Origin of the sequence: Alteromonas profundi, from assembly GCF_010500865.1 — a bacterium.
Taxonomy (GTDB): Bacteria; Pseudomonadota; Gammaproteobacteria; order Enterobacterales; family Alteromonadaceae; genus Alteromonas; species Alteromonas profundi.
This window is the reverse complement of the sequence record NZ_JAAAWN010000003.1, coordinates 183,062-205,640: the sequence shown is the minus strand read 5'-3', so window position 1 is coordinate 205,640 and position 22,579 is coordinate 183,062. Positions and strand designations below refer to the sequence as shown.

General features: G+C 46.3%; 15 protein-coding genes. 5 read left to right on the top strand and 10 right to left on the bottom strand.

Annotated elements, in window-relative coordinates:
• The 5 genes from GTH32_RS03615 to gltB form a co-directional block, all read right to left on the bottom strand.
• The gene (locus GTH32_RS03615; RefSeq protein ID WP_163083875.1) at positions 1 to 699 is read right to left on the bottom strand and encodes a 5'-methylthioadenosine/adenosylhomocysteine nucleosidase; all 699 of its coding nucleotides are present in this window, start codon (positions 697 to 699) and stop codon (positions 1 to 3) included.
• A gap of 141 nt (positions 700 to 840) precedes the next feature.
• Positions 841 to 1,425 carry a DUF2726 domain-containing protein gene (locus GTH32_RS03610; protein WP_163083874.1) on the bottom strand — a complete coding sequence of 195 codons (585 nt, stop codon included), beginning with the start codon at positions 1,423 to 1,425 and terminating at the stop codon, positions 841 to 843.
• A gap of 134 nt (positions 1,426 to 1,559) precedes the next feature.
• Complete coding sequence (locus GTH32_RS03605) at positions 1,560 to 2,246, bottom strand: hypothetical protein (protein ID WP_163083873.1); 687 nt, start codon at positions 2,244 to 2,246, stop codon at positions 1,560 to 1,562.
• A gap of 78 nt (positions 2,247 to 2,324) precedes the next feature.
• On the bottom strand, positions 2,325 to 3,740 hold the full coding sequence (locus GTH32_RS03600; protein ID WP_163083872.1) for an FAD-dependent oxidoreductase: 1,416 nt from the start codon (positions 3,738 to 3,740) through the stop codon (positions 2,325 to 2,327).
• A gap of 15 nt (positions 3,741 to 3,755) precedes the next feature.
• Positions 3,756 to 8,222 (bottom strand): glutamate synthase large subunit, encoded by a 4,467-nt coding sequence (gene gltB, locus GTH32_RS03595; protein WP_163083871.1) that lies wholly within the window; start codon positions 8,220 to 8,222, stop codon positions 3,756 to 3,758.
• 616 nt (positions 8,223 to 8,838) lie between these two features.
• Here gltB and GTH32_RS03590 point away from each other — a divergent pair.
• The 4 genes from GTH32_RS03590 to GTH32_RS03575 all read left to right on the top strand — a co-directional run bounded on the left by GTH32_RS03590 (position 8,839) and on the right by GTH32_RS03575 (position 14,520).
• A complete protein-coding gene (locus GTH32_RS03590; RefSeq protein ID WP_163083870.1) occupies positions 8,839 to 9,807 on the top strand; it encodes an N-acetylmuramoyl-L-alanine amidase in 969 nt (322 codons plus the stop codon).
• Positions 9,808 to 9,879: 72 nt separating this feature from the next.
• On the top strand, positions 9,880 to 12,234 hold the full coding sequence (gene arcB / locus GTH32_RS03585) for an aerobic respiration two-component sensor histidine kinase ArcB (protein ID WP_163083869.1): 2,355 nt from the start codon (positions 9,880 to 9,882) through the stop codon (positions 12,232 to 12,234).
• A gap of 85 nt (positions 12,235 to 12,319) precedes the next feature.
• A complete protein-coding gene (locus GTH32_RS03580) occupies positions 12,320 to 12,874 on the top strand; it encodes a PH domain-containing protein (RefSeq protein WP_163083868.1) in 555 nt (184 codons plus the stop codon).
• The gene (locus GTH32_RS03575; RefSeq protein WP_163083867.1) at positions 12,874 to 14,520 is read left to right on the top strand and encodes a PH domain-containing protein; all 1,647 of its coding nucleotides are present in this window, start codon (positions 12,874 to 12,876) and stop codon (positions 14,518 to 14,520) included. Before GTH32_RS03580 ends, GTH32_RS03575 begins: the two co-directional genes overlap by 1 nt.
• Positions 14,521 to 14,701: 181 nt before the next feature.
• On the opposite strand, the gene prpF is transcribed toward GTH32_RS03575, so the two are convergent.
• The 5 genes from prpF to GTH32_RS03550 all read right to left on the bottom strand — a co-directional run bounded on the left by prpF (position 14,702) and on the right by GTH32_RS03550 (position 21,757).
• Positions 14,702 to 15,883 carry a 2-methylaconitate cis-trans isomerase PrpF gene (gene prpF / locus GTH32_RS03570; RefSeq protein ID WP_163083866.1) on the bottom strand — a complete coding sequence of 394 codons (1,182 nt, stop codon included), beginning with the start codon at positions 15,881 to 15,883 and terminating at the stop codon, positions 14,702 to 14,704.
• 277 nt (positions 15,884 to 16,160) lie between these two features.
• The gene (gene acnD, locus GTH32_RS03565) at positions 16,161 to 18,752 is read right to left on the bottom strand and encodes a Fe/S-dependent 2-methylisocitrate dehydratase AcnD (protein WP_163083865.1); all 2,592 of its coding nucleotides are present in this window, start codon (positions 18,750 to 18,752) and stop codon (positions 16,161 to 16,163) included.
• A gap of 12 nt (positions 18,753 to 18,764) precedes the next feature.
• Positions 18,765 to 19,889: a bifunctional 2-methylcitrate synthase/citrate synthase gene (gene prpC / locus GTH32_RS03560; RefSeq protein WP_163083864.1), complete on the bottom strand. Its 1,125-nt coding sequence runs from the start codon at positions 19,887 to 19,889 to the stop codon at positions 18,765 to 18,767.
• 270 nt (positions 19,890 to 20,159) lie between these two features.
• Positions 20,160 to 21,035: a methylisocitrate lyase gene (gene prpB, locus GTH32_RS03555; protein WP_163083863.1), complete on the bottom strand. Its 876-nt coding sequence runs from the start codon at positions 21,033 to 21,035 to the stop codon at positions 20,160 to 20,162.
• A gap of 65 nt (positions 21,036 to 21,100) precedes the next feature.
• The gene (locus GTH32_RS03550) at positions 21,101 to 21,757 is read right to left on the bottom strand and encodes a GntR family transcriptional regulator (protein WP_163083862.1); all 657 of its coding nucleotides are present in this window, start codon (positions 21,755 to 21,757) and stop codon (positions 21,101 to 21,103) included.
• Positions 21,758 to 22,014: 257 nt separating this feature from the next.
• Here GTH32_RS03550 and GTH32_RS03545 point away from each other — a divergent pair, with 257 nt between their 5' ends.
• The gene (locus GTH32_RS03545) at positions 22,015 to 22,260 is read left to right on the top strand and encodes a hypothetical protein (RefSeq protein WP_163083861.1); all 246 of its coding nucleotides are present in this window, start codon (positions 22,015 to 22,017) and stop codon (positions 22,258 to 22,260) included.
• The last annotated feature ends 319 nt before the right edge of the window (positions 22,261 to 22,579 follow it).

The window sequence follows — 22,579 nt, the reverse complement described above, 5'->3', positions numbered from 1 at the left end:
TTAACCGAGCGCTTTAACCATCGCCATAACAAGTTGCGCTGAATTTTTAGCCGCGGTGTCTAGGTACTCTTTGAAGCTTACCGACGACGTTTTTCCGGCAATATCTGACAACGAGCGAATAACTAAGAAAGGCACGTCCAGCATATAACACGTTTGGCCAATAGCGGCGCCTTCCATTTCTACAGCCTTCATAGCCGGAAAGCTTTTTCTTAATTCTGCTACAGCTTCGTCGCTACCGATAAACGCATCACCAGTACAGATAAGGCCTTGCGTAAACTGTATGCCTGAGAGAGTGGCAGCAGCCTGTTGAGCCGCTTCAATAAGTCGCTTGTCACTCACGTAATCCTCAGGCATCTGCGCACATTGGCCTAGCGCGTAGCCAAAATGCGTGAGATCGACATCGTGATGGATCACGTTTTGTGCAATTACCACATCGCCAATATTTAGTTTGGTATCAAAACCACCGGCCGATCCTGTGTTAACTACAGCGTCAGGGGAAAACTTCTCTATTAGGATTGTCGTCGCAAGGGCGGCTGCCACTTTACCGATGCCGCACTTTACTAACACAACTTGCATGTTATGTAGCTGGCCTTGGTAAAAGGTTAAGTGCTTCCATTTAGTTTCTGTAACGTCAGATAAAGATGCTTTAAGTAACGCAACTTCTTCATCCATTGCGCCTAAAATACCGATTTTTTTCATAGCCATACCAATTAATCAATAAACCTAATGCGCGTTCGCGCAGACAATGCCAGCAATTGTATAAGGAAAGAGAAAGAACTGATAGGAAAAAGCCTTTGTCACCCTTATAGAGAGCAACAAAGGCTAGGGGAAAAGTTGGTGCTATGCAGCAGCCCGGCTAGAACGCAATGGGCGGGTGGGGCGCTTGTTGGGTTCAGGGTTGTGGGCTGGTGTTTGGGCCATTTTCTTTTGAATGCGACGGTAAGGGAGCAATTTATTCTCTAGACACTCACGAATATCTTCGACTTTATAGCCAGATTTAACTTTAATTCTCGCTAAGGGGACACCGGCAGCGTCTAATGCGCCTGAAACAAACCAGTCTTTTTGCGTTTTATAGCCTTCTTTGCCCTGATTGTGTACAAGGTCGATGGCAAGTACAGGTGACATGCTTTGCTTGTCTACCAATACAAAATCAAGTTGTCGTGATGAGGCGCGAGATATAGCCTGACTGGCAACTTTTTTATTGGTCGATTGATGCACAGCAAGTACGTCACTTAGTTTTACGCGACACATAATTCTAAATTCACGGCCTACGGCTTGCTCAATTAAATTTAAAAATGAGTGTTCGACAGGGGTAAAAAGTTGTGGCTTACGTTTAAATGGGAAGGCAACGCCGCCATCCGACAATTTAATGGCACCTAATGCCACCACAATAAGTAACATCATCAATATAATTGCCAGTTCCATTGTAATCCTCGCATATCAATCTATCAGTGGCGTCAGAAAAATGACGATTTGTTGTGCCCCTAGTGGGGTTACTGATAGAAATTGCAAAGGCAGTGCCACAATGAACAAGGATGGTTTTTAGCGGAAAATTAATTCTAGGGTAGGCTATGTGGTTTATTAACAATAAGCACATCAACCTGCGTGCCCGTCTTATCGGGGGATACCACAATACGCACCGAATCATTTGTTGCTACAAGCATAGTGCGTTGGTTAACCGTAGATTGTGTTACTAATTGCGGATAGGCATTTTGATAGAAGGTAATAACCTCTTTGGGCGTGTGCTTAGTGAAATATACCAAGCTGGCAGGCAAGCTATCGTCGAATTGCTGGCATTGACGAGCGTTGGCAACCAGCGAGACCTCAAAAAAGGAAGCTGGGCAAGATTGGGTTACAGGAGCATTCAGTGCATGGTTTGCCGCCACGGTATCGGCGAGCGCGTGGCTTACCATTACGAGTCCGGTGAGTAAAAATATATTGGTGCTTTTACGCAAACCGCTTGTCATTATTTTCGCTAATCTGTCATCACTCTTTGAATTGATAATAGGGGGCTGACTATGTAAGTGCAATAGATAAATAGTGGCACAAAGTATGTTCGTAACATGATGGGTATAGGCGGGAAAACTATTTATCGTTCGGGGGCTTTGCTCCTTTATGGGAATACTGAAAAGCCGCATTGAAGGGCTTTCAAATACCAAAGCGATTTTGAAGGCGGCGTCAGGAGAAGGGGAACACTTACCTTGCACGTTCCGCGGTGTAATTTCACCACAATGAATGCCTGCCACAAAAAAGCTCGCCTAAGCGAGCTTTTAAATAGATTAGGTGCAATCAGGTATGGCTAACGTATGGTCATTCCACGTCGATTAAACGCCAATGTAATCCAAAATACCTTCAGCGGCTTTTCGGCCTTCATCGATAGCGGTGACCACAAGATCACTACCGCGAACCATATCGCCCCCAGCAAAAATTTGCGGGTTTGATGTTTGGTAAGCAAACTTACCGGCTGAAGGTGCACGTACCCGGCCTTTCTCATCTAGCATAATACCGAATTCGGCAAACCAAGGTGATGGACTAGGCTGGAAGCCAAACGCAATAATTACCGCATCGGCTTCAAGTACGTGTTCAGAACCTTCAACTTCAACAGGGCGACGACGACCATTAATATCTGGTGGGCCCATTTCAGTTTTTACCAACTTAACGCCACATGCTTTACCATTTTCATCCACGGCAATGTCTAAGGGTTGTAGGTTAAATTTAAATTCAACCCCTTCCTCTTTGGCATTTACCACTTCTTTACGTGAACCTGGCATGCTTTCTTCATCGCGGCGATAGGCACAGATAACACTGTCAGCCCCCTGACGGATTGATGTGCGTACACAGTCCATGGTGGTATCACCACCGCCCAGTACAACAACCCGTTTGCCTTTCATATCAATGAAATCAGCTTCGTCTCTTTCTAACCCCATAACCCGATTGGTATTGGCAATCAAGAAAGGCAGAGCTTCGTGAACACCTTCAACGTGTTCATTTTCAAAGCCGCCTTGCATAGATTTATAGGTACCCATACCAAGGAAAACAGCATCATAATCATCAAGCAGTTTTTGAAATTCTACGTCTTTACCTATTTCGGTATTCAGTACAAATTCAACACCCATTTCAGTAAATATTTGACGACGCAATTTAATGACATCTTTTTCCAACTTGAATGAAGGAATACCAAAAGTGAGCAAGCCGCCAATTTCTTCGTACTTGTCGTAAACCACGGGTTTCACGCCATTACGTACTAAGATGTCTGCGCACGCAAGACCCGCAGGCCCCGCGCCGACAATTGCTACTTTTTTGTCTGTCCACACTACGTCAGACATATCAGGGCGCCAGCCCATTTGAAAGGCTGTGTCTGTGATGTACTTCTCAATACTACCAATGGTAACTGCGCCAAAGTCATCATTAAGCGTACAGGCGCCTTCGCATAGCCTATCTTGTGGGCACACGCGACCGCATACTTCAGGTAAGCTGTTGGTCTTATGCGACAACTCGGCCGCTTCAATAATGCGTCCTTGGTTAGCGAGATCTAGCCATTGTGGGATGTAGTTATGTACTGGACATTTCCACTCACAGTATGGGTTACCACAATCTAAACAGCGGTCAGCCTGACCTTCTGTCTGTGACTGACTAAGCGGTTGGTAAATTTCTGCGAACTCGTGTTTACGCACTAAAATCGGCTTTTTAGGCGGATCGATACGTTCAACATCGACAAACTGGTATACGTTCTTTGCCATAAACTTTATATCCTCCTATTGAGCCTGAATGCGTAGTTCTTCACTTGAGCGGCTGATGTGGCCGAGCAAGTTTTTCACGTCGCTGGTTTTTGGCTTAATCAGCTTGAAGCGTTTCAGCGTTGCCGCGAAATCAGTCAGTAACGATAATGAATGGTCGCTACCCGTTTCTTCATAGTGCTGGTTAATAAGCCCGCGTAAATGTTCAACCAAAATAGCTTTGTCTTCTACAGGCATTACATCAACTAAGTCACCGTTAACACGATTATCTAAGTCTTCGTTATCATCCATAAGGTAGGCAAAACCACCGGTCATACCGGCCCCGAAATTGACACCTACAGGGCCAAGCACTGCGATGATACCGCCGGTCATGTATTCGCAACCATTGTCGCCAATACCTTCAACCACTGCGATAGCACCAGAGTTACGTACACCGAAGCGTTCCCCCGCACGACCAGCAGCAAATAATTTTCCGCCAGTAGCACCATACAAGCAAGTGTTACCCATAATGGCGCTTTCGTGTGCTGTGTAGGCAATGCCGCGAGGCGGATGAATAACCAATTTACCGCCGGTCATTCCTTTACCTACATAGTCATTTGCATCGCCTTCTAAGTGCATATGAAGGCCACCTGCGTTCCATACACCGAAGCTTTGACCGGCAGTACCGGTAAGCTCTACGCGAATAGGCGTATCTTCAAAGTCGTGGTTGCCGTGGTGTTTAGCAATTTCACCTGACAATAATGCGCCCACGGAGCGGTCGGTGTTTCTCACTGCATATTTCAAGGTCATAGACTGGCTGTTCGCCACAGCGTCTCTAGCATCACTAAGCATCTGTGCATTCAATTCGCCCTTATCCACCGGTGCGTTGGTGGTTTGCGAACAGAAAAGACGGGTATGTTCACCTTCTTTAGGTTGTGCTAATAGTGGCGATAAATCTAACCGGTTTTGTTTAGCAGTTATGCCGTCGATCACTTTAAGTAACTCAGTACGACCTACTAAGTCATCAAATCGCTTAACCCCTAGCGCGGCCATAATTTCGCGTACTTCTTGAGCGATGAACTTAAAGTAGTTCATTACCATTTCTGGAAGCCCAATAAAGTGGTCGTCGCGCAGTTTTTGGTCTTGGGTTGCTACACCTGTGGCGCAGTTATTCAAATGGCAGATTCGAAGGTATTTACAACCGAGTGCCACCATAGGACCAGTACCAAAACCAAAGCTTTCAGCACCAAGGATCCCGGCTTTTACCACGTCAAGACCGGTTTTTAAGCCGCCATCAGTTTGCACTCTTACCTTATGACGAAGGCCGTTTTCGATAAGCGCTTGCTGGGTTTCAGATAGCCCTAGTTCAAATGGACTACCGGCATATTTTACTGACGTTAACGGGCTTGCCCCAGTACCGCCGTCATAACCCGATATTGTGATAAGGTCGGCATACGCTTTCGCCACGCCCGTTGCAATTGTACCTACGCCCGGCTCAGAGACTAATTTCACTGAAATAAGCGCGGTAGGGTTCACCTGCTTCAAGTCGAATATTAGCTGCGCCAAATCTTCGATAGAGTAGATATCGTGATGCGGCGGTGGCGAAATAAGGGTTACACCAGGTACAGAGAAACGTAGCTGTGCAATATATTTATTCACTTTGTCGCCAGGTAACTGACCACCTTCACCGGGTTTCGCACCCTGTGCAACTTTAATTTGAATAACATTGGCATTAACGAGGTAATGCGGTGTTACACCAAAGCGGCCAGAAGCAACTTGCTTAATTTTCGAGTTCTTTTCAGTACCGAAGCGAGATGGGTGTTCACCACCTTCACCTGAGTTAGACTGTCCGCCCAGTCGGTTCATGGCAATAGCTAATGCTTCATGAGCCTCAGGGCTTAGTGCACCTATCGACATAGCGGCAGTATCAAAACGAGGGAATAAGTTTTCCGGCGCTTCTACTTCGCTTATATCGATTGCCTCGCTATCTGGGTTAAGAGCAAGCAAATCGCGAATATGCGCTGGCGAACGTTCGTTAACCAATTTTGCATACTGTTGATAATCACTGTACTCACCCGACATAACGGCTTTTTGTAGTGTACTAACTACATCGGGGTTATATGCATGGTATTCGCCACCGTGTACGTATTTAAGTAAACCACCGTGTTTTATCGACTTACGCTTAAGCCAAGCCACACGATTAAGGTTAATAATGTCTTGATGAAAGTCGTCAAATCCCGCACCTTGAATACGTGAGGTTACGCCTTTAAAGCACAGCTGCATCACTTCATTGTTAATGCCCACAGCTTCAAATAGTTTCGAACTGCGGTAGCTCGCTACTGTACTTATGCCCATTTTCGACATAATTTTGTACAGGCCTTTATTAATACCTTTACGGTAATTCAAAGTTGCCTGCATAGGGCTAATATTCAGCTCGCCCTTATCACACAGCTGCTCGATGGTTTCGTATGCTAAGAACGGATAAACCGCAGTAGCACCTAAACCAATCAGAACGGCGAAATGATGGGGATCACGAGCACTGGCTGTTTCAACAACCACATTAGCGTCACAGCGAAGCGATTTTTCTACTAAGCGACGTTGTACCGCACCTACTGCCATCGCAGCAGGAATAACTAAACGGTTTTGCTTAATATTGCGATCAGAAAGAATAACGAACGCGGCGCGCTTGTTTTTCACTAGCATTTCAACTTCGTTACATACTCGCTCAATGGCTTTCTTCAACCCTTCTTGCGGCGTGTACTGAAGTTCTACCACCTCTGAATAGTAATATTCAGGGTTGAACTCGCGAAGTTGTTTAAGATCGGTATACACCAAGATAGGAGAGTCGAATAAAACGCGGTTGGCGTAACCAGAAGTTTCGCTAAATACGTTTTGTTCGCGACCGATACAGGTTGCTAGCGACATTACATGGTTTTCACGCAATGGATCGATAGGAGGGTTCGTTACCTGAGCAAACTGCTGACGGAAGTAGTCGTACAGTGTACGTTGGTTTGACGACATAACGGCCATAGGTGTGTCATCACCCATAGAGCCTACCGCCTCTTGGCCGTCCTTCGCCAGAACTTTAATAACTTGCTGAATTTCTTCATAACTGTAGTTATACAGTTTGTGATACACCGCCATGGTGTCGTCGTCAAACACGCGTTTACCAATTAGCGAAGCATCAAGTTGCTCTATAGGCGTTAAATGACTAATGTGCTTGTCGAGCCACTCTTTGTAAGGGTGGCGAGTCTTCAGCTCTTCGTCTATTTCTGTAGAGCGCCAGATTTTACCCGTGTAGGTATCTACTGCCAGCATCTCACCTGGGCCAACACGTCCTTTTTCAACCACATCGGTTTCTTTGTAATCCCAAATGCCAATTTCTGACGCGAGAGTAATAAACCCGTTTTTAGTGATAACGTAACGAGCAGGACGAAGACCGTTACGGTCTAAGTTACAGGCTACATGGCGACCGTTAGTTAGTACGATACCCGCAGGGCCATCCCAGGGCTCCATATGCATGGAATTAAACTCATAGAATGAACGTAAATCGTCATCCATGGTTTTGTTATTTTGATACGCAGGTGGCACTAAAAGGCGCATAGCACGGAATAAATCCATACCGCCGGCAAGGAACAACTCAAGCATATTATCCAACGACGATGAATCAGAACCTTCAGTATTTACAAAAGGTGCTGCATCTTTTAAGTCGGGGATAAGCGGGGTTGAGAATTTAGCTGCTCGCGCCATCGCCCAGTCACGGTTTCCTTTAATGGTGTTAATTTCACCATTGTGAGCAAGGAAGCGAAACGGTTGAGCGAGTGGCCAACGTGGCAACGTATTTGTTGAGAAGCGCTGGTGGAAAACGCAGATTGCGCTTTGCATGCGCTCATCGGCTAAGTCATGATAAAAAGCAGGTAAGTCTTTTGGCATTACCAAGCCTTTATATATGGTGACCAAACCAGATAAACAGGCAACGTAGAAGTCTGGATCGTCTTCGAGACGTTTTTCAACACGTCGACGCACCATATATAGGCGGCGTTCTAAATCGCGTTTACGCCAACCCGCAGGAGCATTCACAAACACTTGTTCTATTTGTGGTACGCCCGTGGCGGCTAATTCACCTAGTACAGAGTGATCTACTGGCACTTCGCGCCAGCCCACTACAGCTAGGGTTTCTTTTTCGAGTTCTTCATTCAATACCTCGCGCGCGGCTTGCGCAAGGTCAGTGTCCTGACTTAAGAAAATCATGCCCACGCCGTATTTTTTGCTGAGTTTCCAGCCATTTTCTGCGGCGATTGCATGGAAGAACGCATCCGGTTTTTGCAGTAGAAGACCACAGCCGTCACCGGTTTTCCCGTCGGCGGCTATACCGCCTCTATGCTGCATACGATCAAGACCGTGTATTGCAGTGGTTACCAATTCATGACTGGCTTCCCCGTGAGTGTGGGCGATTAGACCGAACCCACAGTTATCCCGGGAATCATTGGGATTATATAAACTCATCTCTTAACTCCTTCAACCTTTGACTGGGTAAGGTATGCGTTGCGTGTAGATGCGCCTAGGTTTTGCGTATCACAACAGTGTTCAGACGTCTTCTAGTAGCCGGCAGTATTACCCGCTGTTTGCGCCTTTCTAGTCGTTATTTATTATTAGAGGATTACCAGTCGAATTCCGCATTTTTATGCATTATTGCTGTGCGGGCCGTACAAAATACCCATATTGAAAAATAAAATCAAACGTAAAAAGCAATGGCAGCATAAAGAATTCGTGGTTTGTATTTAATTTACTTCAAAAACAGATGTTTGCATAACTTACATTTGCTTTGTAACAAAAATGTTATAACGCTGTTTAAGAGGTAAAACGCATACTATTTAATGATAATAAGTCTCATTTGCCTTATGTAAATGAATAAAAATTCATCCATTGTCGAGTTTTATGTTTTTAGCGGGCGTTATTTTAAATTTTTATTTAACCGCGCATAAAACCGTCTAAATATTATCTTACTGCTATACTGATTGAAAATTGTACAGCGGTAAAGCGTCAGAGTCAGATATTTTCATTATAAGTAGAAATACTTACTCGCAGTAGGGGCTGATTAACTTCGATAGGGAAAAGCACTATGACGTTTCAACACCATCATGGATCATCGCAACATTTGGCTATCGCCGATCATCTTCTTAAAGGTGAAGATGTCTCCTTCATTCCATCCCCTAACACCTCGGGTGCTTTCCCGTCAGGCCTTCCCGATACAATTGTTATTCATTTTACCGCAGGAAGCAGTCTGTCATCGTCAGTTAATGTGATGACAAATGCTGACAATAAGGTGTCTGCGCACATGGCGATAGGACGTAGTGGTGAAATGGTTCAGATGCTACCGTTTAATAAAATTGCCTGGCATGCTGGGAAAAGCTTTTGGAAAGGGAGAACAGGGTTGAATAAGTACGCCATTGGCATCGAATTGGATAATGCTGGCCAACTAACCGCCAATGATGAAGGCGAGTATATGAGCTGGTTTGGCGGTGTGTATAAAAGTAAGAACGTCTTTAAAGGCGTTCATCGTAACCAACCGAGTCCAAGTTACTGGCACCGTTATACAGAAGCGCAAATAATGCGCACCTTTGCACTATGCCAATTGTTGTGTCAGCACTACAATATTCACACTATTGTGGGCCACGAAGAAATTGCCCCAGAAAGAAAAGTAGACCCTGGCCCAGCGTTTCCCCTCGATAAGCTACGTATGCGTCTACTCGGTAATACAACCTCAGCCAGCGACTTGGCCATGGAAATGGGAAGTGAAAGCACTGCCATGACACACGGTAATCAGAGAAGCGACACGGCCGCTGAAGATATAAGCTTGCAAGAGGAGCAAGAGCAGGGGGCGGTGCAAGCTGTGGTTAGTGCCAATAAATTGAACGTGCGAAGCGGGCCGGGTACACACTTTGCGAAGCAAGGTGCCGCGCTTTACGCGGGCGAAAAGGTAACAGTATTATCGGTGCGAGACGGCTGGGCAAACGTTGCGCGAACCAGCACAGGGTGGGTAAGTGAAAGTTATCTGGCTATGGTAGAAGATGCTAAGGAAAGTAAGTAGCGGTTTCAATGCGTTTCAGATTTCGCCAAACCCTGATAGGATAGGCGAAAATAATCCTGATAATAGACGTTCATGCATTCAGATTCTTCCAATGACTCTTGGGCTATTCGCTTTGCCCAATTTGTGCAGCGTTTTGGCACACTTAAACTAAGTATTCTCTTTGTTGTACTGTCCCTGGTTTTTACACTTGCTGGCTCCTATGTAATTCGAGTGAGTATGGGGAGCGGGGTGCAGCCAGATGACTTTATAAGCGCAGTAATATTAACCATGCTTTCTGCGCCTTGGGTACTGTACTTTTTTAGCGAATTAATTAAACAGTTAGAAAACTCGCGGGCAAACCTTAAAGAGGTAGTTAGTCAGTTAGAGCACTTACGAGAAGAGGATGTTTTCCTCAATCGCGAATTACAAACGAATATTAGGCAACTTAATCATGAAATAGAGCAGCGTAAGCTGGCACAAGATGAGCGAGAAGCTGTATTTAAAGACTTAGAGCGAGAAATACAAGATAAGTCTGAACAAGAAGCTCAGGCCAGACGCCTGTCTACACTACTTCGCTCCATCATCGATGCGTCCCCTGATCTTATCTATTACCGCAATGAAGAAGGGCGTTTCGCCGGCTGTAATCGTATCGCTGAGTTAATGACAGGTAAAACTGAGCAAGAGCTATTAGGGTTAACGCCTACCGATGTCTATGAAGAAGAGCTCGCCCGCCAGATCGTGGCCAGTGATCATGAAGTTTTAGAAACTAACGCAAGCATTACTGAAGAGTTATGGTTGCGCTTTGCTGATGGGCGCAGACGCTACTTTGAAATGAAGCGGGTACCTTTCTTCGATAAAGAAGGGAATCGTTTAGGCTTGCTATCATTTGGTCGTGATATGACCGAACGTAAACAAGCAGAAAATGCAGCGGCTAAAGCCAGTACTGATAAAACCCGTTTCATCGCTACTATTAGTCATGAGTTACGAACGCCACTAAACGGTATTGTGGGGTTAAGTCGTATGTTGCGTGATACCGAGCTAACCGAAGAACAATTCAGTTGGGTAAGCACTATTTATGCGAGTGCCATTACCTTGGGCAACATTTTTAACGATATTATCGATTTAGATAAGCTAGACCGAGATAAGTTAGAGCTTAGTTTGAAAACTATTTCGTTGAAAGATTTCACCGAAGAGCTCAGCAGTATCATTCGATTATTGGCAGCGGATAAGCAGTTAGAGCTTAAAACTAAGCTCCATGAGCCTTTACCTAGATTGGTAGAGATTGATGGCACCCGTTTACGCCAAATATTGTGGAATATTCTGTTTAATGCTGTGAAGTTCACGCAAAAAGGCTATGTAAGCTTATCCGTTTCCTCTACTAAACCTGACAACGACAGAGCCTACGTAACCTTTGTTATTGAAGATACCGGCGTGGGTATTCCAGACAGTGAAATTGATAAAATCTTCGCTATGTACTATCAGGTCGATCATCCTGATCATCAATCGGCTACCGGTACGGGAATAGGTTTGGCCATATGTAAGCAAATGGTCGACTTAATGAAAGGGGAAATACACGTTTCTAGCCGAGTAGGAAAAGGCACGCGCTTTGAAATTGTGCTACCTGTGCAAATATCTAACAGCCCCATGAAAGTGGCCCAACTGCAAGTAACAGGGTTACATATATTACTGGTTGAAGATATTGAACTCAATGTGATGGTAGCCAAAGCCCTCCTTGAAAAACTGGGCCAAAAGGTTGATGTTGCCATGACGGGACAAGAAGCAATCGATAAGGCTCGCGAAACGCAATACGACCTAATCTTATTAGATATTCAGCTACCAGATATGACAGGTTTTGATGTAGCCAATACGCTGCATGAAGAAGACTTAGTTATGCAAACCCCGATAGTGGCGCTGACGGCTAATGTTATTAAAAAACGCGATGAATATTTGGAAAACGGCATGGACGATGTCATTGCTAAACCCATTAAAAAGTCGCGTGTGGTTGAAGTGTTTAATGACCTATTTCATGCCCCCCCTGCGCCGCTAGAGATTGACGGTGAAGTTGAACGTCCTGAGCCAAGTAAAAAACTAAGTAACATCTTGGATATGGATTTACTGCAAATGTTGGTAGATACGATTGGCGATGAAATGGTGCGTGCAAGTGTTAAAGTATTCCAAGAAAAGATGCCTGAGTATATGGAAATTCTGCAACTGAGTTTAAGTGCTGATGAGAAATCTGAAGTTTGTTCTCAGGCCCATAAAATTAAAGGGGCGGCGGGCTCTGTTGGCTTAGCACGCGTTCAGCGAATTGCCAACCAAATACAGCAAGGCGACCACCCAACGTGGTGGGAGAATGTGCATGATTGGGTAGAAGAGCTGCAAATGGCTGTTCAACATGACATGAACGCTCTGCACGATTGGTTAAGCAAACAGCGCGTTGATGATTAACGGCCATGGTAATGTGTGACATTCACCCTTGCTCTGTCATGCTTCAACCAATAACAATAATACGTTGCAAAGGAAGCTAGCTGCTATGGTTGATACAGATACACAAACTGAGCCTTTTTCTAATAGGGTTATTGCACTTGATACACTACCTACGTTTGAGGGGGGAGCGCTTGAAGCAATATCGCCGCGCTACCGGGTTATCAATGTTTCGTTGTCGGTGGCAATAACCCTAATACTTGTTGCTATATTTACCCTAATACGTTGGCAGCCCCTCGTCGATGTGCCCTCGCCATTACTGCTTAGCTATCCGTATGCATGTATGGTTGTGGCAGTGCTCGGCGGGCTGGGGGCGTTGTATCATGTGTTTGCTGACGTGAAAATTAAGTACGCGCTAAGGGAGCAAGACCTTTGTTTGCAAAAAGGGCTTATTTTTAGACAGTTAGCGTGCCAGCCTATTTTGCGGGTTCAACATGTTGAAACTAAGCGAGGCCCATTAACGCGCCTAGCGGGTTTAGCGTCGTTACAGGTGTTCTCTGCGGGAGGTGAATACCATACGTTTGAAATTCCTGGCTTGCCGGTGGCCCGCGCAGAACAGTTGCGACAGTTTATTTTGAACCATAAAGATGTGAGTGCCAAGTAATGAGCATCTCACCCTCTTCAGGTGACAGGTCTGCGCAAGTTCCTCATCAAGACTCGCACTTAGAGCCAAACGACGAAGGTAATCAAAAGCCAAGTGATATTAAGATAGACACAGGAGACAGTTGGCAACGGCTTGCTACCATCGCTATTTTCTATTTTACCGTGCGTAACATAAAAAATATGGCGCAAGGGTTAATTTACGCAGTGCCCGCTTTAGCCATCTCGTTTAATCAAGCCAGCTCAAGTTTCAATACCTACCTGTATGCGGGGGGCGCCGGGTTGGTTATATTGATGGCAGTTTCAGGCCTCATCAGCTTTTTTATGTATCGATTCCGGGTGCATAACCAACACGTTGAAATTCATAGTGGTGTATTTTCCCGAAAGTATACCAATTTGCCTTTTTGGCGTATCCAAAATGTAAAAATTGAATCTCCGTTTTACTACCGACCTTTTGGCTACACGTTGGTCGTCCTTGATACCGCAGGTAGTGCCTCAGAAGAAGCCAATATTGTGGCTGTACCTAAGCAATACGCCCAAGAACTGCGCCGACAAGTGCTAGAGCAGTACAAGAGCGCAGACACTACCGCCTTTGCAGATACCGAAGATGAAGCTTTATGTGAAGAGCATCTAGAAAGTACCAACGATGAAGTTGTACTAAATCGACGCAGTGTGGGAGATATTGTCATACACGGAATTACGAATAACCGGGTATGGATTATATTAGGCGCCGCAGCACCGTTTTATGACGACGTATTTGCTTTCATTTCAGATTGGCTCGCCGATAAAGGCTTACAACTAAATCAGTTGGTTGGTGAGCAAACAGTACTGTGGTGGCAAATGGGGCTGTATGCCTTCGTGATGCTAATGATACTTATGTCGCTGGTTGCGCTACTTAGTGTAGGCGGTGCCTTGCTTACATTTTATGGCTATACCCTGTCACGGCATCAGGATAGGTATATTCGGCGCAGTGGATTACTGAACAAGCAAGAGGTCAGTATGCGCGCCTCGCGTATTCAAATGATTAGCGCCAAGCAAGACTGGCTTGATAAAGTGTTAAAGCGTGTAAATCTGTATTTTGAGCAAAACACCTCTGCGGGTAAACAAGTTCAAGAACTCATGTCCCCTAATAGAATGATCGTTCCTTCGGTGACAGAAGATGAGGCGTTATTATTAAGCCGTGAAGTCATGCCAGGCAGTAACTTAAAACGCAGCGATTATATACCCATTAATAAACGTTTCATGCTGCATTGGACAGCCTTAATTGCAGTATTGCCTTTTATAGTGGTATGTAGTTTGGCTGCGTGGGTGAACGACCCTATGTTAGCACTGATTGCTGGGGGTGTGGCATGCCTGTCTATAGCGTTAGTGACGTTACGTTGGTGGCGTTGGGGCATGGCCTACGATGGGCAGTATTTGTATGTTCGTCGCGGCCGTATTGGCGTAGATTATCTTTGCTTTGAACCCTATAAGCTACAGCAGGTGGTAAAAAAGCAAAGTTGGTTTATGCGTCGAAGGAAACTCGCCAGCGTTAAGTTTGTACTTGCTTCTGGCTCGGTGACCGTGCCATTTCTACCCGAAGCATACGTTAATTCATTGGTCAATAAGGTACTATTTGACGTGGAATCCACACGAAAATCGTGGATGTAGGTAAAGCCGGCATAGCGCTCTTGCTTCCCTCATTGCGATGCAATGGCTTACCAACATAACTTCACCTAACCCGTCTATACCACTTTCATCTTCCTATTTAAGCCTCGATTAACGAGGCTTGAAGTGACAAGCATAAAACACGTGCTTTACCTGGCATGAAAGCAGCCAAGCAATCTAAGGGCTATATTTGTGAAGGTGGCACCCGCACAAAACCCTCCATTAAAATACGCGCGCTGCGGCTCATAATTGCTTTGTCTATTTGCCATTGATTATCAATAAATGAGGCTTTAGCACCTACCCGTAAGATGCCGGATGGGTGGCCAAATATTACGGCCTCACGCTCTTCGCCTCCGGCTGCTATGTTAACTAAAGTACCAGGGATAGCCGCCGCGGCCGCTATCGCCACGGCGGCAGTCCCCATCATGGCATGATGCAGTTTGCCCATTGACATTGCCCGTACCAGCACATCGGTATCACAGGCTAATATATTTTTCCCACTTGATGATATGTATTCCTGCGGTGGGGCAACCATAGCAACTTTTGGGGTATGTTGACGCAGAGCAGCTTCTCCCACTTCCTTAATCAAACCCATTTTTACCGCTCCGTGAGCGCGAATGGCTTCAAACTTCGCGAGGGCGTCAGTATCACTATTAATATCGTCTTGTAATTCTGTACCTGTATAGCCAATATCTTCTGCATTGATAAAAATGGTAGGAATACCGGCGTTTATCATGGTGGCTTGAAGCGAGCCCACGCCTGGAACTTCTATGGTATCAATTAAGCGGCCAGTGGGGAAAATGGCGCCTTCACCATCGGCAGGGTCGACAAATGCGACCTCGACTTCTGCGGCAGGAAAGGTCACCCCATCAAGCTCAAAGTCGCCAGTCTCCTGCACGTCGCCATCAGTAATAGGCACCTTCGCAATAATCGCTTTATTAATATTGGCCTGCCAAATCTTCACCGTGGCAATACCGTTTTGTGGTATTTTGCCGGCATCAACCAGACCATTGCTAATGGCAAAAGCGCCAACGGCCGCGGTTAGGTTACCGCAGTTACCGCTCCAATCTACAAAAGGCTTGTCGATGGCAACTTGGCCAAACAAGTAGTCTACATCGTAACCTTCACGCTCGCTTTTACTTAAAATCACGGTTTTACTGGTGCTAGATGTCGCGCCGCCCATGCCGTCAGTATGCTTACAATAGGGATCGGGGCTGCCTATAACACGCAATAACAATGCATCCCGGGCGGGCCCCGGCTTTTGTGCGGCTTCTGGCAAATCTATAAGGTTAAAAAACACACCTTTACTGGTACCGCCACGCATGTAGGTAGCCGGTACTCGAAGTTGTGGCGCATACTTTGTCATGTTTTTTCCTTGTTGTGGTGAGCGGAAGTTGGTTGCGATTTGAAACACGCTGTGAACACGTCCGTGTGCGCTCCCCAGCCGCATCCATGCGGCTGGAAGGTTTCAAATCGCAACCAACCTCCTGCCCAAAAGTAACAAATCCTGCCAACAGAAGTTAGCTTGTTTAGGGAAAACTGAGTTGGGTGTGGGACCCTCAATTCGCATGGATGCGAATTGGGAGCCTACATGGATGTATTCACGGCGTGTCCTGCAACCGGCTCAGTTCTTCCCAGCTGAATCAGCTAGCTTCTGCTTCTAAGAAGTCTTTGGCGAAGCGTTGTAATACACCGCCTGCGCTGTAAATTGAGACTTCCTCACCTGTATCTAAACGACAGGTTACGGGCACTTCTAGTTGCTCGCCGTTTTTACGGTTTACTACCAGCGTCAGTGTTGCGCCCGGCGAAGGTTCTCCGCTTACGTCGTAGGTTTCTGTACCGTCTAGCTCAAGGGTTTTACGGGTTGTGCCAGGTTTAAACTCAAGCGGCAACACGCCCATACCGATAAGGTTAGTACGGTGGATACGCTCGAAACCCTCTGCGACAATGACTTCAACGCCCGCAAGACGCACGCCTTTTGCTGCCCAGTCTCGCGATGAGCCCTGACCGTAATCAGCGCCCGCTACAATGATCAGCGGCTGTTTGCGGTTCATGTAGGTTTCAATGGCTTCCCACATGCGCACAACTTTGCCTTCGGGCTCAACCCGGGCCAGTGACCCCTGTTTTACTTCACCGTTTTCTAGCGCCATTTCGTTGAACACTTTCGGGTTAGCGAGTGTGGCGCGCTGGGCCGTTAAGTGATCGCCTCTGTGTGTGGCGTAGGAGTTAAAGTCTTCTTCGGGTAGCCCCATTTTCGACAAGTATTCCCCAGCAGCACTGTTTGCCATAATGGCGTTAGAAGGCGATAGGTGATCGGTGGTGATGTTGTCGCCCAAAATGGCCAGTGGACGCATACCTTTCATGGTGCGCTCGGCATCCATTGCGCCTTCCCAATAAGGTGGGCGGCGAATGTAGGTGCTCATTTCTCGCCAATTGTACAAAGGGTTAATATCCTTACCGTAATTCACGCTTAGGTCGAACATTGGTTCGTAAACCTTGCGAAAATGTTCAGGTTTCACACTACTTGCTACAATTGCATCGATTTCTTCATCACTTGGCCAAATATCTTTCAGCGTAACCGGATTACCCTTGGCATCTATACCTAATACATCCTTTTCAATATCAAACCGCACTGTACCGGCAATAGCATAAGCGACTACTAGCGGCGGGGACGCCAGAAACGCTTGCTTCGCATAGGGGTGAATTCGCCCGTCGAAGTTACGGTTACCCGATAACACAGCGGTGGAATACAAATCGCGGTCGATAATTTCCTGTTGAATTTTGGGGTCTAGTGCGCCGCTCATACCATTACATGTGGTGCATGCGAAGGCCACGACACCAAAGCCAAGTTGCTCTAGCTCGCTCATTAAATTGGCTTCTTCAAGGTATAATTTCACTGCCTTAGAGCCCGGAGCTAGCGAGCTTTTCACCCAAGGTTTGCGAGTTAGCCCTCGCGCATTGGCGTTTCTTGCTAATAAACCTGCGGCAATAACGTTGCGCGGGTTAGAGGTATTGGTACAGCTGGTGATTGCAGCGATAATCACCGCGCCATCCGGCATTTTACCGTCTTCCTCTTCCCATTTCGCGGCAATACCGCGGCTTTTTAAATCTGTGGTAGCTAAACGTGCATGCGGGTTAGACGGCCCGGCCATGTTTCTACCTACGGCAGACAAATCAAACGTAAGAACGCGTTCGTATTCGGCGGTTTCTAAGTCATCAGCCCAAAGCCCAGTGTGTTTAGCGTACTGTTCCACTAGCGCAATTTGCTTTTCTTCACGACCGGTTAAACGCAAGTAATCAATGGTTTGTTGGTCAATGGAGAACATGGCTGCTGTGGCGCCATATTCTGGGGTCATGTTCGAGATAGTCGCCCGATCGCCAAGAGTCAAGTGGGTTGCACCTTCGCCATAAAATTCCAGATAGGCCGATACCACACGCTCTTTACGCAAAAACTCAGTAAGGGCTAATACAATGTCGGTAGCGGTAATACCTGGTTGTGGTTTGCCTGTCAGTTCAACACCTACAATGTCGGGCAACCGCATGTATGAAGCGCGCCCGAGCATCACGCTTTCCGCTTCAAGACCGCCTACACCCACGGCAATAACACCGAGTGCATCAACATGCGGGGTATGGCTGTCTGTACCGACCAAGGTATCAGGGAATGCTACGCCGTCGCGGTTTTGAATAACTGGCGACATACGCTCCAAGTTGATTTGATGCATAATGCCGTTACCAGGCGGAATAACATCTACGTTTTTAAACGCGGTTTTTGTCCAGTTGATAAAGTGGAAACGGTCGTCGTTGCGTCTATCTTCAATAGCGCGGTTTTTTTCAAAGGCGTCTTTTTCAAAACCCGCATGCTCAACAGCAAGTGAGTGGTCGACAATTAGCGATGTAGGAACTACAGGGTTAACTTTAGCTGGGTCTCCGCCTTTCGCTGCAATGGCGTCGCGAAGGCCTGCTAAATCAACTAATGCGGTTTGGCCAAGAATATCATGACATACCACACGGGCCGGGAACCACGGAAAATCGAGGTCGCGCTTGCGGTATATAAGCTGTTTGAGTGAATCCTTTAACATGGCTGGGTCGCATTTGCGCACCAAGTTTTCAGCTAACACACGTGACGTGTATGGCAGTTTGGCGTATGCACCTGGCTCTATGGTATCTACCGCTTCACGGGTATCGAAAAAGTCGATACCCGCATTTGGAAGCGGTTTGCGGTAATCAATGTTCATAAATCACCTGTCCTATTTACGTTCGCTGATTGTAGGAACAGGGCGCAATTCTTCACCTGTGTATTCCGCTGATGGGCGAATAATACGGTTGTCAGCGCGCTGTTCCATTACATGCGCAGCCCAGCCGGTAAGGCGAGACATAACGAATATTGGGGTAAATAGCGGCGTCGGAATTCCCATGAAGTTATAGGCTGATGCATGGAAAAAGTCCGCATTACAAAATAGCTTCTTCTCGCGCCACATCACTTCTTCACAGCGCACAGAAACAGGGTAAAGCACCTCATCGCCCACATCGGCCGCGAGCTTTTCAGACCACTTTTTAATAATTTCGTTACGCGGGTCGCATTCGGAATAAATTGCATGACCAAAGCCCATGATTTTCTCTTTGCGCTCTAGCATGCCCATCATTTTTTCTTCTGCGTCATCGGCTGAGGTGAAGCCTTCTATCATTTCCATGGCGGCTTCGTTTGCACCGCCGTGAAGCGGGCCGCGAAGAGAGCCAATCGCGCCGGTCACACATGAATGCATATCAGAAAGGGTAGAGGCACATACGCGGGCTGTGAATGTAGACGCATTGAACTCGTGCTCGGCATAAAGAATGAGGGACACGTGCATCACTTGTTCGTGAAGCTCCCGTGGCTTTTCGCCGTGAAGCATGTGAAGGAAATGACCGCCAATGGAGTCATCATCGGTTTCCACATCAATGCGCACACCATCGTGTGAGAAGCGATACCAGTAACAAATAATGCTTGGGAAGCAGGCTAACATGCGATCCGTTACATCTTGCTGTTGATCAAAGCTGGTTTCCGTTTCAAGGTTGCCTAGCATTGAACAGCCAGTGCGAAGCACATCCATAGGGTGGGCATTTTTAGGAATGCGTTCTAGCACGTTTTTCAGTGCGTCAGGAAGACCGCGCATACCGCGAAGTTTGGTTTTATAGTCATCAAGCTCAGCTTGATTTGGCAAGTGACCTTTTAAGATAAGATAAGCGACTTCTTCAAACTGACACTTTTCTGCTAAATCTTTAACGTCGTAGCCGCGATAGGTTAAACCTGAACCTGATTTACCTACCGTTGATAACGCCGTTTTACCTGCAACTTGGCCGCGTAAACCCGCGCCACTTAACTGTTTAGCCATTTTGTTGTCTCCGGTCTTGTATAATATGTAAGGTACTTATTAAAAATATTTCTGATTAAAACTGTTAAAACTCAACTTAAATTGGGTGCCAGGCTCCGAAATAGCGGGGGCGGGGTACAGGGCGTTACCCCTTTGAGGCATGGATGCCGAAACGGAGCCCCCATGGATGGGTTCACGGCGTGGTAACGCCCTGTGTGCCGCCCCCGTTCCAAGGAGCTTCACCCCTGCATCCTCGTGCTCGCCAACTTCAAGCTGCAATCGTTTATTTATTTAGTTTTTGCCGTTGGCAAATAGCGCATCTAGCTTTTGCTCGTATTCGTGGTAGCCAAGGTAATCGTATAGCTCCATGCGTGTTTGCATGGTGTCGACAACGGCTTTTTGATCGCCATTTTCTAGTATAGATTTGTACACCATTTCTGCTGCTTTATTCATGGCGCGGAACGCACTTAGCGGGTAAAGCACCATGTCTGCGCCCCATTCGCCCAACTCTTCTTTATTCCAAAGCTCGGTTTTGCCGAACTCAGTAATATTGGCGAGAATCGGTACATCTAAGGCTTCAGCAAATGCACGGTAATGTTCTTCAGTTTGAACTGCTTCGGCAAAAATGCCGTCTGCGCCTGCTGCAACGTAAGCTTTAGCGCGCTCAATGGCTTTTTCTAAGCCTTCTTGCGCGAAGGCGTCGGTGCGCGCCATAATGAAAAAGTCGGGGTCGGTTCTGGCATCAATGGCGGCTTTAATGCGATCTGCCATTTCTGCCGTACTCACAATTTCTTTATTAGGGCGGTGACCACAGCGCTTTTGTGCGACTTGGTCTTCCATATGTAAAGCGGCTGCGCCAGCTTTTTCCATGTCGCGAATGGTTTTGGCGATGTTAAAAGCCCCGCCCCAGCCTGTGTCAATATCCACCATAAGTGGTAGGTCACACGCACTGGTGATGCGCTGAACATCGGCAATCACGTCATTAAGTGAGGTCATGCCTAAATCTGGCAAGCCATACGATGCATTCGCTACGCCGCCACCTGAAAGATAAATAGCTTGATGGCCAATGGCCTTCGCCATCATGGCCGTGTAGGCATTAATAGTGCCCACGATTTGAAGAGGTTTGTTGTTTTCTAGGGCGGTTCTAAATTTCTTTCCTGCACTCATGATAATCACTCGCTTAATTGAAAGTAGGGTAGAGGTGTAATAGGTAAGGAGAAGCCTTGTAGGTATTAGTCATTGCTGAGCTTCTTTTCGATATTATTTTTTGAATAAAGAATGTGGCGACGCATTAACATTTCTGCCAATTCTTCGTCGCGATTAGCAATGGCGTTAACAATGTGCTGGTGTTCGTCAAAGGCGGTTGTTACTCGAGGGCCGGCCATGCCTAACTGAACACGGTACATACGTACTAAATGGTAGAGGCCGTTTATTAACACACTAATAAGGTGCTCGTTTTTACTGCCGGTTACGATGCGGTAGTGAAAGTCAACATCGCCCGCTTCTTGATAATAGCGTTCGTCGTCTTTAACTTCGTTAAAATGGCTGTCTAATAACGCCTGCATTCCCGCTATTTCTTCATCACTCATATTGCGCGCCGCTAACCTGGCCGCCATACCTTCAAGTGCTTCACGTACTTGATAAAGTTGAACAAGACCTTTTGCGGATAAAGCGACCACGCGGGCACCTACATTCGCCTTGCGCTCAACAAGATGACACGTGGCCAAGCGATTTATGGCTTCACGAATAACCGCGCGGCTGACATCGTATTTTGTCGACAACTCCATTTCACTAAGCTTGCTCGCGGCAGGAATAACACCTTCTACAATATCGTCTCTTAGCTTAATAAAGGTTTTATCTGCTGTGGTTACAGCGGCTACTTGGTTCATTCACATCGTTTCACTTTTGCAATAATTGTCGACAATATAGGTGGTTTGGTTGGTTTTATCAAGGGTGTCTTGTTATTTTGTCGACAATGTTTGAGATGTAACGCGATGGCTTCTGGAACCACACAACCATGGTTGCGGATATGGCAGTGCAATCAGGTGAAAAAACGCGGCTAAGGTACAGTTTAATTTAAGGCCCTAAATTGATTGAATAATGAACGTTGTAACCATGATTTGTAATTTTTTAAGAGGAAAAATATATGCAAACCTTGACGTTAAACGAAATTACAAAGGTAAGTGGCGGCGAACTTGATAGAGAGACACAGCAATCGATTGTAGGCACCCTTGTAGGAGGGATAAGTGGGGGAAATATTTTTGCAGTTGCGTTATCGCAATGGGCGATGGGGCAATATTATGACTTCCAGCATCATATAAATATTAGCGCCTCAGGCCCTGCGACAAATTATTTGGCCACGCGTCAGCTCCGGACCATGCGTAGGGAGTAGCCGATGGATAAATTATTCACTCGCATCAATATTGATATTGTTTGTACAGTGACAATGTGCTTCATCTTGATTTATCTTTATTTTTACCCCTCTTGGTTTGTTGAATCATCTGGGCTGAGATTAATACTGGTATTCGGTGGTGGTGTTGCACCGTTAAGGTATTTACACGAGTTGAAAAAAGTAGCGAAAGCAAATTGAGATGATTAAAAAGTGAACGACCGCTCAAGGGAAAGAAGGAGGGGGTTTAATTTTTCTTAAAATAATTTCCTTATATTTTAACCAATTAGTCTAGTTTTTGTGCAAAATGTGACGGTTTCGT

Excerpts from the sequence above, each read along its gene's own strand:
- GTH32_RS03615 (WP_163083875.1), bottom strand. The coding sequence starts at position 699 with ATGAAAAAAATCGGTATTTTAGGCGCAATGGATGAAGAAGTTGCGTTA.
- GTH32_RS03610 (WP_163083874.1), bottom strand. The coding sequence starts at position 1,425 with ATGGAACTGGCAATTATATTGATGATGTTACTTATTGTGGTGGCATTA.
- GTH32_RS03600 (WP_163083872.1), bottom strand. The coding sequence starts at position 3,740 with ATGGCAAAGAACGTATACCAGTTTGTCGATGTTGAACGTATCGATCCG.
- gltB (WP_163083871.1), bottom strand. The coding sequence starts at position 8,222 with ATGAGTTTATATAATCCCAATGATTCCCGGGATAACTGTGGGTTCGGT.
- GTH32_RS03590 (WP_163083870.1), top strand. The coding sequence starts at position 8,839 with ATGACGTTTCAACACCATCATGGATCATCGCAACATTTGGCTATCGCC.
- arcB (WP_163083869.1), top strand. The coding sequence starts at position 9,880 with ATGCATTCAGATTCTTCCAATGACTCTTGGGCTATTCGCTTTGCCCAA.
- GTH32_RS03580 (WP_163083868.1), top strand. The coding sequence starts at position 12,320 with ATGGTTGATACAGATACACAAACTGAGCCTTTTTCTAATAGGGTTATT.
- GTH32_RS03575 (WP_163083867.1), top strand. The coding sequence starts at position 12,874 with ATGAGCATCTCACCCTCTTCAGGTGACAGGTCTGCGCAAGTTCCTCAT.
- prpF (WP_163083866.1), bottom strand. The coding sequence starts at position 15,883 with ATGACAAAGTATGCGCCACAACTTCGAGTACCGGCTACCTACATGCGT.
- acnD (WP_163083865.1), bottom strand. The coding sequence starts at position 18,752 with ATGAACATTGATTACCGCAAACCGCTTCCAAATGCGGGTATCGACTTT.
- prpC (WP_163083864.1), bottom strand. The coding sequence starts at position 19,889 with ATGGCTAAACAGTTAAGTGGCGCGGGTTTACGCGGCCAAGTTGCAGGT.
- prpB (WP_163083863.1), bottom strand. The coding sequence starts at position 21,035 with ATGAGTGCAGGAAAGAAATTTAGAACCGCCCTAGAAAACAACAAACCT.
- GTH32_RS03550 (WP_163083862.1), bottom strand. The coding sequence starts at position 21,757 with ATGAACCAAGTAGCCGCTGTAACCACAGCAGATAAAACCTTTATTAAG.
- GTH32_RS03545 (WP_163083861.1), top strand. The coding sequence starts at position 22,015 with ATGCAAACCTTGACGTTAAACGAAATTACAAAGGTAAGTGGCGGCGAA.